14 protein-coding genes are annotated in these 16,751 nt (G+C 38.6%); all 14 read left to right on the forward strand.

The window, feature by feature from the left end:
* Positions 1-40: 40 nt before the first annotated feature.
* The 14 genes from J2S10_RS08155 to spoVE all read left to right on the forward strand — a co-directional run bounded on the left by J2S10_RS08155 (position 41) and on the right by spoVE (position 16,620).
* On the forward strand, positions 41-253 hold the full coding sequence (locus J2S10_RS08155) for a biotin/lipoyl-containing protein (RefSeq protein ID WP_307406309.1): 213 nt from the start codon (positions 41-43) through the stop codon (positions 251-253).
* Positions 254-274: 21 nt separating this feature from the next.
* Entirely contained in the window at positions 275-1,816 is a 1,542-nt protein-coding gene (locus J2S10_RS08160; RefSeq protein WP_307406311.1) for an acyl-CoA carboxylase subunit beta, read from the forward strand.
* Positions 1,817-1,919: 103 nt separating this feature from the next.
* Positions 1,920-2,816: a 2-dehydropantoate 2-reductase gene (locus J2S10_RS08165; RefSeq protein WP_307406313.1), complete on the forward strand. Its 897-nt coding sequence runs from the start codon at positions 1,920-1,922 to the stop codon at positions 2,814-2,816.
* 100 nt (positions 2,817-2,916) lie between these two features.
* A complete protein-coding gene (gene bshC, locus J2S10_RS08170) occupies positions 2,917-4,551 on the forward strand; it encodes a bacillithiol biosynthesis cysteine-adding enzyme BshC (RefSeq protein WP_307406315.1) in 1,635 nt (544 codons plus the stop codon).
* A 315-nt stretch (positions 4,552-4,866) separates the two neighbouring features.
* Positions 4,867-5,298 (forward strand): division/cell wall cluster transcriptional repressor MraZ, encoded by a 432-nt coding sequence (gene mraZ / locus J2S10_RS08175; protein ID WP_307406317.1) that lies wholly within the window; start codon positions 4,867-4,869, stop codon positions 5,296-5,298.
* 65 nt (positions 5,299-5,363) lie between these two features.
* The gene (gene rsmH, locus J2S10_RS08180) at positions 5,364-6,296 is read left to right on the forward strand and encodes a 16S rRNA (cytosine(1402)-N(4))-methyltransferase RsmH (protein ID WP_307406319.1); all 933 of its coding nucleotides are present in this window, start codon (positions 5,364-5,366) and stop codon (positions 6,294-6,296) included.
* A 23-nt stretch (positions 6,297-6,319) separates the two neighbouring features.
* Entirely contained in the window at positions 6,320-6,694 is a 375-nt protein-coding gene (gene ftsL, locus J2S10_RS08185; protein ID WP_307406326.1) for a cell division protein FtsL, read from the forward strand.
* Positions 6,691-8,916: a penicillin-binding protein gene (locus tag J2S10_RS08190; protein WP_307406328.1), complete on the forward strand. Its 2,226-nt coding sequence runs from the start codon at positions 6,691-6,693 to the stop codon at positions 8,914-8,916. The genes ftsL and J2S10_RS08190 overlap by 4 nt, the downstream gene beginning before the upstream one ends.
* A gap of 122 nt (positions 8,917-9,038) precedes the next feature.
* Positions 9,039-10,955, forward strand: coding sequence for a stage V sporulation protein D (locus J2S10_RS08195; protein WP_307406330.1), 1,917 nt, complete (start codon positions 9,039-9,041; stop codon positions 10,953-10,955).
* Between the two features lie 248 nt (positions 10,956-11,203).
* On the forward strand, positions 11,204-12,664 hold the full coding sequence (locus J2S10_RS08200; protein ID WP_307406332.1) for a UDP-N-acetylmuramoyl-L-alanyl-D-glutamate--2,6-diaminopimelate ligase: 1,461 nt from the start codon (positions 11,204-11,206) through the stop codon (positions 12,662-12,664).
* Between the two features lies 1 nt (position 12,665).
* Positions 12,666-13,121: a hypothetical protein gene (locus tag J2S10_RS08205; RefSeq protein WP_307406334.1), complete on the forward strand. Its 456-nt coding sequence runs from the start codon at positions 12,666-12,668 to the stop codon at positions 13,119-13,121.
* A gap of 1 nt (position 13,122) precedes the next feature.
* On the forward strand, positions 13,123-14,097 hold the full coding sequence (gene mraY, locus J2S10_RS08210) for a phospho-N-acetylmuramoyl-pentapeptide-transferase (RefSeq protein WP_307406337.1): 975 nt from the start codon (positions 13,123-13,125) through the stop codon (positions 14,095-14,097).
* Entirely contained in the window at positions 14,098-15,450 is a 1,353-nt protein-coding gene (gene murD, locus J2S10_RS08215; protein WP_307406339.1) for a UDP-N-acetylmuramoyl-L-alanine--D-glutamate ligase, read from the forward strand.
* Between the two features lie 105 nt (positions 15,451-15,555).
* A complete protein-coding gene (gene spoVE, locus J2S10_RS08220) occupies positions 15,556-16,620 on the forward strand; it encodes a stage V sporulation protein E (protein ID WP_370876183.1) in 1,065 nt (354 codons plus the stop codon).
* Positions 16,621-16,751 lie beyond the last annotated feature (131 nt).

Below are 16,751 nucleotides of genomic sequence, written 5' to 3' on the forward strand. Positions count from 1 at the left end.
TTTTAACCAAAAAATTAGCGAAATAAGGAGAGAAATTATAATGAGAGAAATTACAGCTACAATGGCAGGTACGGTTTTAAATCTTTTAGTATCAAATGGTGAAAAAGTTGCCCCGGGCCAAGAGGTATTATTGCTTGAATCAATGAAAATGGAAATTCCGATTGAAAGCGGTAGCGAGGGTATTGTTAAAGAATTGAAAGTAGGTATTGGTGATTTTGTCAACGAAGGTGACGTGATAATCGTTTTAGAATAGAAGTAGGTGAGGTGGAGAATAATGGCAACAACAAATACGTTAAATGAACAATTGAATGAAAAAAGAAGAATCATCGAAGCAGGTGGACATCCGAAATATCACGAAAAGCTTAAGGAACAAAAGAAGTTGTTTGTTCGTGAACGCCTTTTATTATTATTTGATGAAGGTAAGTTTGAAGAAGATGGGAAATTCGCTAATGTTCAAGCTAAAGACCTTCCTGCGGATGGTGTTGTTACCGGGATTGGCAAAATCAATGGTCAGACCGTTTGTGTCATGGCTAATGATTCTACGATTAAAGCCGGTTCTTGGGGAGCAAGAACAGTAGAAAAAATTATCCGTATACAAGAAGTAGCCGAAAAATTAAAAGTTCCTTTATTCTATCTGGTAGATTCGGCAGGTGCGAGGATAACAGATCAATTGGAAATGTTTCCAAATCGTCGCGGGGCAGGCCGTATTTTTTACAATCAAGTAAAACTTTCCGGAATGATTCCGCAGGTTTGCATTCTTTTTGGACCTTCGGCAGCAGGTGGTGCGTATATTCCCGCGTTTTGTGATATCGTCATTATGGTAGATCAGAATGCTTCGATGTACCTTGGATCACCGCGTATGGCCGAAAAGGTCATTGGCGAAAAAGTAACGCTTGAGGAAATGGGAGGAGCGAGGATGCATTGCACTGATAGCGGCTGCGGTGATGTTCTCGCCTTCAGTGAGGAGGAAGCAATTGAATCTGCTAAGAAATATATTAGTTATTTCCCTTCTAGTTTTAAAGAAAAACCAAAGTTGCTGAATGGGATTGCTCCAAAAAATGGGCGTGAACTTGAAGCGATTATCCCCGAAAATCAAAATGCGCCATTCGATATGTATGAATGTATAAATACCTTAATTGATGAAGACAGTTTTTATGAAGTAAAAAAGCTGTTTGCAACTGAATTAATTACCGGGTTTGCCAGAATTGATGGAAGAGTTGTGGGAATTATTGCCAATCAGCCGAAAGCAAAGGGTGGTGTCCTTTTTGTTGATTCCGCGGATAAAGGGGCAAAATTTATTCAGCTATGCGATGCATTTCATATTCCTTTATTGTTCCTTGCTGATGTCCCGGGCTTTATGATCGGTACAAAGGTTGAACGTGCCGGGATCATAAGGCATGGAGCGAAATTAATTGCAGCGATGAGTTCTGCAACAGTTCCGAAAATTTCCGTGGTTGTCAGGAAAGCATATGGGGCAGGACTTTATGCGATGGCGGGTCCAGCCTTTGAACCGGATTGCTGTATTGCATTACCTACAGCACAAATTGCCGTAATGGGCCCTGAGGCAGCTGTAAATGCAGTATATTCAAACAAGATTAATGAAATTGAAGATCCGAAAGAGCGCTTAGCTTTTGTCCAAGCAAAACATAAGGAATATAAGGAGCATATTGATATATATAAGCTGGCATCAGAGCTTATTGTTGATGAAATAGTTGCTCCATCGGAATTAAGAGCCGTGTTAAGTCAGCGTTTTGCTTACTATGAAACAAAAGAGCTAACCTTTAGTATTCGGAAACACCCGGTCTATCCGGTTTAATGCATATAGGCTGACTTAAAAGTCAGCCTTTTGCTGTTTGAAAATGCAAAAAAGGGACAGCATTTGCTAAAATAATGGTTAAAGACGAAAAATGAGGGATTTCATGAAAATTGGAATTATTGGTGCTGGTTCTATCGGTTTATTATTTGCCTCTTATATTAGCAGTTTTTTCCCCGTAACGATTTATACGCGGACAGATGAACAGGCAAATGGGATTAATGCATATGGTTTGGTACTTAAGAGAGGGTCAACTCAAGCTACAATAAAGGTTAAGGCTCTTCCGATTTCTGAGTGGAAAGGTAAAGAAGATTTAACGGTCATTACGGTAAAGCAGTTTCAGCTTGGGTCCATTTTTGAAAAAATAAAAGAATTAGAATCACTGCCTGGTAGCCTCCTATTTGTGCAAAATGGAATGGGGCATTTAAAGGATCTTGAAAAATTACCGGTAAAGAATCTCTTTATCGGATCTGTTGAGCATGGGGCGTATAAAGAGGATGACTTTACCGTAAGCCATAATGGAGAAGGTAAAACAAATGCAGCTGTATATAAAGGAGATTCTTCAATCCTCCGTGAATTTTCCAGGGCAGTTTCTGCGAATTTTCCGCTTGTATTTTGTGAGGATTATTATGAATTATTGGTAAATAAATTAATTGTTAATGCGGTTATTAATCCATTAACGGCAATACTTCAAGTGAAGAACGGTGAACTGATAAAAAATCAGTTCTATTTTAAAGTCTTAAAAAATCTATATACTGAAGTTTTCTATATTTTAAACTTGGAAGACCATGAGAAGCATCTTCGACAAATTATTAATATTTGCCAAAATACAGCAGATAATCGCTCATCGATGTTAAAAGATATCGAAGCCGGGAGAGCTACAGAAGTAGATGCGATTTTGGGCTTTTTAATAGAAAAGGCATTTGAGCAAGAAAAAAAGGCACCGCAAGTTGAAAATTTTTATTATTTGATAAAAGGAAAAGAGTTTACAGAAAGATTTTAATGAATATCATCATTTGTAAGCAAAGTTTTTTTTCATAAGCGATGGTTAATGCTATACTTTGTAAAGAATGAATATGGATGATCAGAAAGGAAGTACATAAATGGAGATTTTAAATCTCTCTTTACCGGCAACGAATCGGTTTGCTTCAAACTATTTGGAACAATCTCCTGCCATCCAGCCATTTTTCCATTATCGTTATAATGAATTGACGGAAGATCGGAAAAGATTAGCTGAGTTAACTAATCGATCGTTTCCTCGTGAAGAGGTTGCAGCACATATTGAAAAATTCATGAAAAACTACCCATCATCTAAGGCTATTCAAGCTTCAATTCAAAAATTGAAACAAAAAAATAGCGTCGTTGTCATCGGGGGGCAACAAGCAGGAATCCTTACAGGACCACTTTATTCGATACATAAAGTTATCTCGATCATCAAATTAGCAGAACAAAAAGAACGGCAACTGGGTGTACCCGTCGTTCCTGTTTTTTGGATTGCGGGAGAAGATCATGATTTCCAGGAAGTAAATCATGTTTTTGTTCCGATGGAAGACAAAGTCGATAAGTGGATTTATCCGGAAAAGGTTCTGCAAAAGAAGATGGTATCAGATATCCATCTGAACAAGGATAATTGCCTTTTATGGGTGCAAAATGTAATTAAGAATTTTGGTGAAACGGATTACACGAATTTACTGCTGGAATTTGCTGAAAAGCAGCTGGAGAAATCGGCTACTTTTGTCGATTTCTTTGCCAATATTATCATGGAACTCTTTAAAGATTATGGCCTGTTAATTGTTGATTCAGGAGACAGTCGTTTCCGTTATCTTCAGCGCGAATTATTATCAAAACAAATTCATCACCATGATTCCATTACTTTTTCGCTGCTGGAACAGCAAAAAGCAATAAGTAACGAAGGATTTCCGATAACAATTGAAGCAGGAGATCAAGCAGCAAACTTGTTTTATTATGATCAAAGACTTAATGAAAGAATATTGCTTGAGTATGATCGCTCAAACGATCGCTTTGTGGGGAAAAGTGGAGTAGTTTCTTTTTCTAAAGAAGAATTGGTGGAGATTGCAAACAGCGATCCTGCAAAATTAAGCAATAATGTGGTAACAAGACCATTGATGCAGGAATGGCTTTTTCCGACGCTTGCTTTTATTGCAGGACCCGGTGAAATCTCTTATTGGGCTGAACTAAAGCTTGTATTTGAGCATTTTAATATAAAAATGCCTCCTATCGTCCCTCGTTTGAATATAACTTTGCTTGATCGTTCAGTTGAAACAGACCTGCTAGAGTTACATTTAAACTTATCGGAAGTATTGAGTAGAGGAACAAATGCTGGGAGAGAAAAATTTCTGGAATCAATTAAAGACAAGGAAGTAAATGACTTGTTTTTTACTGCCAAAGAACAACTTTTAAAGCAGTATCAGCTTATAGAAGCAAAAACAGCTCAGCTCGATAAGGGACTTCTGCCATTATTAAAGAAAAATGAGAATTACTTACTTAAAGAAATTGGATTTATGGAAACCAAATTGGAAGAAGCAGTGAAGAAAAAACACAATGTTATTCTTACTAAATATGCCCGAGTAGACCTTTCCCTTAGACCTGATGGTTTCCCGCAGGAAAGAATGTGGAATGTATTTTATTATTTGAATCAATATAGTCTAAGCTTCATTCATGAATTAATGGATTTATGTTATGAATTTGATGGACTCCATAAGGTTGTGAAAATATAGAGGAACTTCACCGTTGATGTGAAGTTTCTTTTTTTTAGGCTCTTTTCTAAAATTTTTTGCTATTTGATGCTAATTAGTGAGTTATACAAGTTTTTATAGATGAGAATAGGTCATTAATGCAGAAAAGAGTACGAAACCATAGATAAATACATGTTAGCTTTGTACGAAAAACAATAATCGATCCGAAAACAGCCTTTTTTATAAAATATCCTGTTAAAAAAGGATTTTCACATTTTAGACACGAATTGTATTAAAATAAGTGGAGGAAAGTGGGGGAATGTGGTACTCTTATAAAAGAAAGTGGGGGTATTGGGTATGTTTATGGGTGAATACCATCATAGCATTGATATTAAAGGCCGCTTGATTGTGCCCTCCAAATTCCGCGATGACCTTGGTGAGTTGTTTATCATTACTCGCGGTTTGGATCAATGTTTGTTTGGTTACCCGTTATCAGAGTGGGTTCTTTTGGAAGAAAAATTAAAAGGCTTACCCCTGACTAAAAAAGATGCCCGTGCTTTTACAAGATTCTTCTTTTCCGGCGCAACCGAGAGTGAACTGGATAAACAAGGGAGAATCAATATACCGACCCCGCTCCTTCAATATGCTAAGTTGGAAAAAGAATGTGTGATTTTGGGTGTTTCCAATCGAATTGAAATTTGGAGTAAACAGATTTGGGAAGACTATTTTTCAGAGTCTGAAGAATCTTTTGCCGAAATTGCAGAAAATATGATTGGGTTTGATATATAATGGAGAAGTTATTTTAAAATAATACTCCCATTAATATCGTTCGATTGGAAAGAGGTGGCAGCAACATGTTTGAACATACAACGGTTTTGTTAAAGGAAGCTGTAGAAGGATTAAATATTAAGCCTGATGGTATCTATGTAGATTGTACATTGGGCGGTGCCGGACATAGTTCGGTCATTCTTACAAAATTAAGTGAAAAGGGAAAATTAATCGCCTTCGATCAAGACGAAACAGCTATCGCTCATGCAAAAGAGAAACTATCCGCCCATCACGAAAAACTGACTATTGTTAAAAGCAACTTTTTATATTTAAAAGAAGAACTTGAAAATCTGGGAATTGATAAAGTCGATGGAGTCCTCTATGACCTTGGTGTTTCATCGCCGCAATTGGATACACCGGAAAGAGGCTTTAGCTATCACCATGATGCACCATTAGATATGAGGATGGATAATGACGCGTCCGTTTCAGCGTATGATGTTATCAATCATTGGTCCTTTGAAGATTTAGTCCGTATTTTTTTTCGCTATGGAGAGGAAAAATTCTCTAAACAAATTGCCCGGAAAATTGAAGCGGCTAGAGTTTCGAAACCAATAGAAACCACTGGTGAACTCGTCGATTTGATTAAAGAAGCAATTCCAGCACCAGCACGTAGAAAAGGTGGACATCCTGCCAAACGAATTTTTCAAGCAGTCAGAATTGCGGTCAATGATGAATTATCGGTTTTTGAGCAGTCCTTAAATCAATCAATTGAATTGTTAAATCCAGGCGGGAGAATAAGTGTAATTACCTTTCACTCTTTAGAGGATCGTATTTGCAAAGCAGCCTTTAAAAAAGCAAGTGAAACACCAGATTTGCCCCCAGGTTTGCCAATTATTCCTGATGAGTATAAACCAATATTAAAGTTAGTCTCTCGTAAACCGATTCTTCCATCTGAAGAAGAGTTAGAACAGAATAACCGTGCCCGATCTGCAAAGCTTCGTATTGCAGAAAAATTATAAAAAAATTATTTGGAGGGGAAAGAATGAGTAATCTTGCCAGGAAATTTCAGCAGCAGCAACAGCAACAGCAGCAGCAGGTGGAACTAACAAATCAAGATGTGAGGAAAGAAACGGCCCAAAAGTACTGGCTAACTCCAGGGGAGAAAGTAATTGGTTTAGTTTTTGCTGGTTTAGTTTGTTTCGGAGCTGTGAATATTATTTCGAATCAAGCTGAAATTTATCAGGTAAACAAAAGTATTCAGGAAACGCAAAACGTGATTAACGATCAGAAAACGGTAAACAATGATCTGCAGGTTAAAGTTAGCGACCTTAGCAACTACCAACGTATTTTGGATAAAGCAAAAAAAATGGGTCTTGAAATTAATGAAAATAATGTCAAGGTTGTGCCAGGAAAATGATCAAGAAACAGCCAAATATTAATCTCGGAGCAGCCGTATTATTTGTAATATTCGGCCTGCTCTTTTTTATAGTTCTTTTTAGGTATTTCTCTATTGAATTCACTGGTGAGGTTGGCGGACAGCCGCTTGCTGCCAAAGCCGCACAAAAATACAAAAGGGAAGGTACCTTAACAGCACAAAGAGGTAGTATCTATGACCGAAATGGGGAGGTTGTTGCAGAAGACACTGCTGCATATGATCTTGTGGCAATTTTAAGTAAGAAAATGACAACAAATCCAAAAAAACCAATGAATGTTGTTGATCCGAGGAAAACTGCTAGTGAACTGGCGAAATATATTAAATTGAGTGAATCTGAGATTTATAGTATTTTAACGAAAAAGCAGTTTCAAGTAGAATTTGGAAGTGCAGGAAAAGATATATCCAGTGATACAAAGGATAAAATAGAAAAATTACATCTTCCCGGAATTACCTTTATCCGCGATTCAACACGCTTTTATCCAAATGGAATCTTTGCCTCCCATTTAGTTGGATATGCAGATCCCGTTGAACAGAAGGATGGTACCTATAAAACAGTTGGAAAAATGGGGATTGAGAAAACTCTGAACAAAGAGTTAACAGGAAAAGATGGCAAAATTGACTATCAAAGTGACCTGTGGGGCTACTTGCTACCGAGCGGAAAACAAAAAATAACCCCTGCGCAAAATGGTAATGATGTTTATTTAAGCATCGACAAGAAAATCCAAACATTTCTGGAAGATGCCATGAATAAAGTGGATCAGGAATATAAGCCGAAAAAAATGATTGCGATAGTCGCAGACCCGAAAACGGGAGAAATATTAGGAATGGCACAAAGACCGACCTTTGCACCGAAAACAAAAGAAGGTATAGAAAATAGTTGGCAAAATCTGGCGGTTGAAACTTCCTTCGAACCAGGGTCTACTATGAAAGTTTTTACACTTTCGGCAGCTGTACAGGAAAACGTATTTAATCCGAATGAAACCTACCCATCCGGTAAATATTTAGTAACTCCAAAAAGTCCCCCAGTCTATGACTGGAATAAAAATGGATGGGGGAATATTACCTTTTTAGAAGGTGTTCAACGATCTTCCAATGTTGGTTTTGCAAGAATTGCCAATGAGAAGCTAGGCTTTGATCGATTCCGGGAATATTTAACAAAGTTTGCCTTTGATAAACCTACCGGTATTGAGCTTCCAAATGAAGCAGCAGGAAAGATTCTCTATCAATATCCGATTGAGAAGGCTAATACTGCTTTTGGCCAAGGGACAGCTATTACACCTATTGAACAAATCCAGGCAGCCACAGCGGTTGCGAATGATGGGAAAATGATTAAACCGCATGTGGTGAACAAGATAGTCAACCATGACACAGGAGAAACCATTTTGCAAACAAAACCAGAAGTTGTGGGAACACCAATTTCGGCTGAAACAGCTAAAAAAGTCCGTGATATTCTCGAAACGGTAATTACTTCTCCGAAGGGTACTGGAAGCCGTTACAAAATTGAAGGGTACAGTGTAGCCGGGAAAACTGGGACTGCACAAATTCCCGATCCTAAAGGTGGATACTTAACCGGACCGTCCAATTATGTCTTTTCGTTTTTAGGCATGGCTCCAAAAGACGATCCCAAGTTGCTCGTCTATGTGGCTGTCCAACAACCAAATGTAGATGATTATACAAAAGGGTCAATTCCAGTTTCAGAGATTTTTGACCCAGTTATGAAAAATAGCTTGCAATATTTAAATATTCAGCCTTCTAAGCAAGAAAAAGCTGTTGCAAATCAACTTCCTGACCTAAATGGTCAATCCGTGGATCAGGCTGTAAAAAGCTTTAAACAGCAAGGGATTGAAACAGTGGTTCTCGGTAAAGGTTCAAAAATCTTAGCACAGCTTCCGAAGGCGGGTTCAACGATCATTGAGGGAGAAAAAGTGATAATCCAAACTGATGGGGATATTACGGTACCTGATATGACAGGATGGTCGCTTCGTGATGTGATGAAAGTGGCAAAATTAGCAGGCTTAAAATTAACTACTTCAGGAAACGGCTATGTAGTTAATCAAAATATGAAAACAGGGGCTCCGCTGCATCAAGGAGATGCATTAATTGTTGATTTAATTACACCTGAAGAACAGTTAAAAAATAATGCTTCATCAAATCAGAATGGGTCAGGAAACGATTCATCAGGTAAGAAAAATGGTGGAAATTAAGACGATAATACAGAATTAATAAAATCGATAAATGTAAAGACAACCCTTCAAAACAGCGTTCTATTCAAAAAAGTACAAGCATATAAATGAACGGACCAGGTTAAAGGAGGCTCGTTCATATTATGCGTGTTTCAAATGTCACTGTCCGTAAACGATTAATGATAGCCCTTTTCGTGGGAATTCTGACCTTCTTAATAATTGATGTCCGTCTGGGCTATGTTCAGTTTTTTCTTGGAGATTGGTTAACGGAAGGAGCTAAGGGTTCATGGAGCCGGAATATTCCGTTTGAACCACAACGGGGAGAGATTGTTGATCGAAATGGAATACCATTAGCAACAAATGTCAGTGCTCCGACTGTCTGGGTTGTCCCACGGCAAATTAAAGACCCTGCAACCACCTCCGAAAAGCTGGCAGCAGTTTTAAATATGCCTAAAGAAAAGGCATATAAAGAAATAACTCAGGGTGAATCCATCATTCGCTTAAAAGAAGGGCGTAAAATCTCCCACGATAAGGCAAAGGAAATTAGAGCCTTAGGACTTGAAGGAGTATATATCGGAGAAGATTCAAAAAGAAGTTATCCGTTCGGAAGCTATCTCTCTCATGTTTTGGGGTTTACAGGAGTGGACAACCAGGGCTTGATGGGATTAGAAAAATACTATGATAAAGAGCTTAGCGGTAAACGGGGATCAGTTAAATTCTATGCTAATGCAAAAGGTGAGCGGATGAATGATATGCCGGATGACTATGAAAAACCTGTCAACGGCCTCGATTTAAAATTAACGATTGATACGAAAATCCAAACGGTTGTTGAGAGGGAGCTGGACATCGCAGAAGCAAAATATCATCCGGACGGTATGGTTGCGATAGCGATGAAGCCTAACACCGGTGAAATACTAGCGATGTCAAGCCGGCCAACATTTGACCCTGATAATTTTCGTAATGTCCCGCAAGAGGTCTATAACAGGAATCTCCCTGTATGGTCAACCTATGAACCGGGTTCTACGTTTAAAATTATCACACTTGCAGCGGCACTTGAAGAAGGTAAGGTTAACTTTGAGGATCACTTTTATGACCCCGGCTCGGTCGAGGTTGCAGGTGCCAGATTAAAATGCTGGAAGCGTGGCGGACATGGGAGCGAAACTTTTTTACAAGTTGTCCAGAATTCCTGTAACCCCGGTTTTGTTGAACTAGGCAACCGGCTTGGTAAAGATACGTTGTTTAAATATATTAAAAATTTCGGTTTTGGGCAAAAGACCGGAATTGATTTACAAGGGGAAGGTACGGGAATTTTATTTAACCTCAACCGGGTTGGACCTGTCGAATTGGCAACTACTGCCTTTGGTCAAGGCGTATCTGTTACCCCGATTCAACAAGTTGCCGCTGTTTCAGCAGCGATTAATGGGGGTATTCTGTATAAGCCCTATATTGCAAAAGAGTTGATTGACCCTGTTACAAAGGATGTTGTTATGAGGAACTCGCCAGTTGAAAAAAGGAGAGTAATATCAGAAAAAACATCGAAAGAAATCCGTTATGCTCTTGAGAGTGTTGTTGCTCAAGGTACTGGGGGAAGAGCGTTTGTTGATGGCTATCGAATAGGCGGAAAAACGGGAACAGCCCAAAAAGCACAAAACGGACACTATTTGGAAAATAACTACATTGTATCATTTATTGGATTTGCTCCAGCAGATGACCCACAGCTTGTTGTGTATGTTGCGGTAGATAATCCAAAAGGTACCTTGGCATTTGGGGGAACTGTAACTGCACCAATCGTCGGAGCTATCATGAAGGATGGATTGACGTCCTTGGGTGTTCCTCCGCGAAAAGATCAAATCGAAAAGAAAAAGGCTTGGGATGATATTCCATTAGTTACACTGCCTGATTTAACAGGTTTAACAAAAGCGGAAATAACAGAACAGCTGCTAAATTTGAAAATTGATGTAAGCGGAGAAGGGGATGTTGTTGTAAGGCAGTCACCTGAAGCGGGATCAAAAGTGAAAGAAGGATCAACGGTCAGACTTTATTTTAGTAAAGGTAATTAACTTAGAAAAGCGGAAGCGCCCCGCGGTTTAGCTAGACAGCAAACGAACTTTCAACTTATCTTTCTAATATTTTAAAAATTAAGGCGGCCGGAATATTTTCCGCCGCCTATTTTTTCATTCCTAATTCTAATGGTATCATGGCAAAAATATTTATTTTCATGTAAAATAAAGTGAAACTTTTTGAAAAAGACACTAAAATTGTAAATGCTGGAATAGTGATTTGCTAGTCACGAGAGGATTTGAGGAAAATGAAGCTACAGGAGCTACTTAAACATTTGCACCCGTTAATTCCTTTTAAGGGAGAAAATCCGGAAATTATATCAATTGAAAATGATAATCGGAAGGTGCAAAAAGGGAGCTTATTTATTTGTATTAAAGGGTATACGGTGGACGGCCACGATTTTGCTCAATCTGCCGTGGAAAATGGTGCTGTGGCAATCCTTGCTGAACATCCCCTGCCGCTTAAGGTACCGGTCATAATTGTTAAGGATACAGTAAGGGCCATGGCTGTTCTAGCCGATGCTTTTTATGGTCAGCCGACTAAGAAAGTACATTTAATTGGGATTACGGGGACAAATGGGAAAACAACAACAAGCCATCTGATCGAAAAGATTTTTTCTGATGCAGGAAAAACAACTGGTTTGATTGGAACGATGTATACAAAAATTGGCGATAAAACATTTGAAACAAAAAATACAACTCCAGAAAGCTTGACACTTCAACAAACCTTTAGTCATATGGTTAAAGAGGGTGTTGATTTAGCTGTTATGGAGGTTTCTTCGCATGCCTTAGATATGGGCAGAGTTCACGGCTGTGACTATGATGTTGCTGTATTTACAAATCTATCACAGGATCACCTTGATTATCATGAAACGATGGATGAATATAAACGGGCCAAGAGCTTATTATTTGCGCGTCTAGGAAATACCTTTGATACACATAAACCAAAATTCGCTATATTGAATGCAGATGACCCCGCTTCGGGAATGTATCAAAAATCAACTGCTGCACATGTCGTTACATACGGAATTGACAATGATGCGGATATCCGTGCAACTAATATTCAAATGACTGCGGCAGGAACAACCTTTGATTTGGAGATTCAAGATAATAAATTTCCGATGAGCATCCAGTTTATTGGGAAATTCAGCGTTTACAACGTTCTGGCAAGTATATCTGCTGCATTCGTTTCAGGTATTCCGATAAATGAAATCATCAAATCTGTTGAAAGTATTTCGGGAGTTGCGGGACGATTTGAACTCGTCAATGCAGGCCAAGATTTCACCGTCATTGTTGATTATGCCCATACCCCGGATAGTCTCGAGAATGTGCTGAAAACAATTCAGCATTTCGCCAAAGAAAGGGTATTTGTATTAGTTGGCTGTGGGGGAGACCGTGATCGGACAAAACGGCCATTAATGGCAAAAATTGCTTGCCGATATTCAACCGATGCTATATTCACCTCAGATAATCCGAGAAGTGAAGATCCAATAGTGATACTGAAGGAAATGGAAGCAGGAGTAGAGGGTGAAAAGTATTTAGTCATTCCTGATCGAAAAGAAGCGATTATTAAGACAATCAAACAGGCTTCAACAGGTGATGTGATTTTAATTGCCGGAAAAGGACATGAAACATATCAGATAATCGGCAGTCAGGTTCACGATTTTGATGACCGGCTTGTAGCGCGTGTAGCAATTGAGGGGAGATAGTATGTATTTAGCTTTTAAAGACTTAGCATATTTGTTTGCTGATAGCAGGGGGGCAAAAGAGCCCAATCTTTTGTTTTATACTGTAACGGATCAGTCAAAAGTCTTACAGCCAAAAGGAATTTTTATCCCCTTAAACAAGGAATCCGGGGAGCTTTCGGAAGCCATTGCTAATGGCGCGATTGCTGCAATTTGGGATAAAGCACAAAACCTTCCGCTTTATACTCCGAGTCAATTCCCTGTTTTTTTTACGGAAGACCCTGTGGAAGCAGTAAGAATACTTTTACAGCTTTATTTAGAAAAATTAGATGGAGAAACTGAAAAGAAAATGGATATGACTAAATTTGATTTTTTAAACAAAAAACTTCTTAACAAAAATAACCAAACATATGATATAGCTGTGATGCTGAAAAGAGCAGAAGCTGAAAACAAAGACGTTTATCCTGAAAGGAGGGGATAATATGCTGGAGCAAGTTATCTTCTTCACAATTATAATGGCTTTTCTTATTTCAGTATTGCTTTCTCCGATATTTATTCCCTTCTTGAGAAGGTTGAAATTTGGACAAAGCATTCGCGAAGAAGGTCCTAAATCCCATCAAAAGAAAACAGGAACACCAACAATGGGCGGCATCATGATTCTTTTTTCAATTATTATTACCACTCTTGTAATGACAGGGAAATTTTCGGAACCAACAGTGAAAACCTATTTACTACTTCTGGTTACTATTGGATTTGGTCTTCTAGGTTTTCTGGATGATTTTATAAAAGTAGCATTGAAACGAAATTTAGGTTTAACCTCAAAACAAAAACTTTTAGGTCAAATCATTATTTCCGTTATTTTTTATCTGATATATAAGCAAAATGGTTATCCTACGGAAGTAAGCTTGCCATTTGGCGGTTATTCAATTGATTTAGGCTGGTTTTTCGTGTTTTTCATTATTTTTTGGCTTGTAGGCTTTTCCAATGCAGTTAACTTAACTGATGGACTGGATGGCTTAGTATCCGGAACCGCTGCTATTGCTTTTGGAGCTTATGCAGTTCTCGCATGGAACCAATCACAAGTTGAAATTGCTATTTTCTCGGTAGCGGTTGTTGGTGCAGTTTTAGGATTTTTAGTTTTTAATGCACATCCGGCAAAGGTTTTTATGGGCGACACAGGCTCACTTGCACTTGGTGGTGCAATTGCAACTATCGCCATTTTAACTAAACTTGAATTATTGCTTATAATTATTGGCGGTGTATTTGTTATTGAAACCCTATCGGTCATTTTGCAGGTTGCTTCCTTTAAAACGACGGGTAAACGAATATTTCGTATGAGCCCATTACATCATCACTATGAGCTGGTAGGTTGGTCGGAATGGAGAGTTGTCGTCACGTTTTGGAGCGTTGGTCTATTATTTGCGATTCTTGGAATCTATATTGAGGTGTGGTTGTAATTGAAGCGGATTGAATCCTATCGTTATAAAAAAATACTTGTTTTAGGACTCGCTAAAAGCGGGGTAACAGCAGCAGCGCTTTTACATAAGCTTGGTGCATTTGTAACCGTAAATGATAAAAAGCCCTTATCAGAAAATCCGGAGGCACAAGGGTTATTAGAACAAGGAATAAAAGTAATTTGCGGTGAGCATCCGATTGAACTTCTTGAAGATGGCTTTGAATTAATCGTGAAGAACCCGGGAATTCCCTATAACAATCCAATGATTGAGGGAGCCTTTGAAAAAGGTATACCTGTAATTACAGAGGTCGAACTCGCCTATCAAATCTCAGAAGCTCCCTTTATTGCTATAACAGGCACAAATGGAAAAACAACGACAACAACGCTTGTTTTTGAGATGTTAAATGAAGGGAATAAACAGCCATTAATTGCTGGTAATATCGGAACAGTTGCATCAGGCGTAGCCCAGAGCGCCACAGAAGAAAATACGATTGTTATTGAATTGTCTTCGTTCCAGCTAATGGGAATCGAAACATTCAACCCTAAAATTGCGATTATTACTAATCTGTATGATGCCCATTTAGATTATCATGGAACAAGAAAAGAATATATAAAAGCGAAAGCAAATATTACGAAAAACCAAACTGGATATGAATATTTGATTGTCAATGCAGACCAGAATGATACGCTAGAAATTGCCAAAAATTCCAATGCTACAATTATTCCTTTTTCTACCAAAAAGGTATTATCTAATGGTGCCTATTTAGAAAATGAGTGGATTTGTTTTAATGGAGAAAAAGTAATGAAGGTGAGTGAAATTGCGCTTCCTGGCGTTCACAACCTTGAAAACATTTTATCGGCAATGGCTGCTTCAAAGCTTTCAGGCGTGGAAAATTCGGCGATCCAAGAGGTATTGCGAACTTTTACAGGTGTTAAACATCGCCTGCAATTTGTAGCTGAAATTGCTGAGAGAAAATTTTATAATGACTCAAAAGCGACAAATATTTTGGCAACAGTTAATGCATTAGCTGCTTTTCAAAAACCGGTGATTCTATTAGCAGGGGGCCTTGACCGAGGCAATGAATTTGATGAACTGATCCCGTACTTAAAGAATGTTAAGGCATTAATTACTTTTGGCCAAACTGCTCCAAAAATTGAGCGGGTTGGAAAAGAGACGGGAATAAAAATAATCAAGCGTGTCGATAATGTTGGAAAGGCGGTACCTGCGGCTTTCGAATATTCTGAAACAGGCGACATCATTTTGTTATCACCTGCTTGTGCAAGCTGGGATCAATATAAAACTTTTGAAGTCAGAGGAGACATTTTTATCGAAGCGGTGCATAAGCTTAAGTAAGGGCTTGTCCACTTGGGGTTCTCCTTAGTGGTTCTACTCGCCCTAAAACTGTAGCCTGAGGTGTGTGTGGTGCCGACAAAGAGAACAACCCCTGATTTTATTTTGATGATTGTTACTTTTACGCTGCTGGCAGTAGGGCTTATAATGGTGTATAGTGCAAGTGCAATATGGGCCGAATATAAATTTCATGATTCTTTCTTCTTTGCAAAAAGGCAAATTCTTTTTGCCGGAGTTGGAATTGCTGCCATGTTTTTTATTATGAATATTAACTACTGGACATGGAGGACCTGGGCTAAAACTATTCTCATTGTTTGCTTTGTTTTGTTAGTTCTTGTTCTAATCCCGGGAATCGGTAATGTTAGAAACGGTTCGAGAAGCTGGATTGGGGTAGGTGCCTTTTCTATCCAGCCATCTGAATTTATGAAACTTGCGATGATTGCATTTTTAGCAAAATACCTTTCAGAGAAGCAAAAATTAATTACTTCCTTCAAAAAAGGTCTTCTTCCATCATTGGGACTTGCTTTTACAGCTTTTGCTATGATAATGCTGCAACCCGATCTTGGTACGGGAACCGTGATGATTGGGACCTGCGTTGTCATGATCTTTGTTGCCGGTGCAAGAATCGGTCATTTTGCATTTTTAGGTTTTATGGGCGTTGCCGGGTTTGTCGGGCTGATTGCGTCGGCTCCGTATCGAATTAAGAGGATTACTTCCTTTTTAGACCCATGGTCAGACCCCCTTGGAAGTGGATTTCAAATTATCCAATCTCTTTATGCAATTGGACCGGGCGGTTTGTTCGGACTTGGCCTTGGTGAAAGCAGACAAAAGTTTTTTTATCTCCCTGAGCCACAAACAGATTTTATTTTCGCGATTCTTTCTGAGGAGTTAGGCTTTATCGGCGGTTCCTTTATCTTGATTCTATTTGCACTTTTGCTATGGCGGGGAATTCGTATCGCTCTTGGAGCTCCTGATTTATACGGAAGCTTTCTTGCGGTTGGAATAATTGCAATGGTTGCAATACAAGTTATGATCAATATAGGCGTTGTAACAGGGCTGATGCCGGTTACAGGAATTACACTGCCATTCTTAAGCTATGGAGGTTCATCCTTAACGTTAATGTTGATGGCCATCGGTGTACTTCTCAATATTAGCCGCTATGCAAGATACTGAAATACACCCTGTTAACAAGGCAGGGTTCTTTTTGTTTTTCCCGTCAGGTAAATTTAATTTAAAAACCGGTTAATAAACAATATTTCATTACAATTAGATAACATTCTTTTTTCAATCGCTTTTTTACGTGG

Source organism: Neobacillus ginsengisoli, from assembly GCF_030813055.1.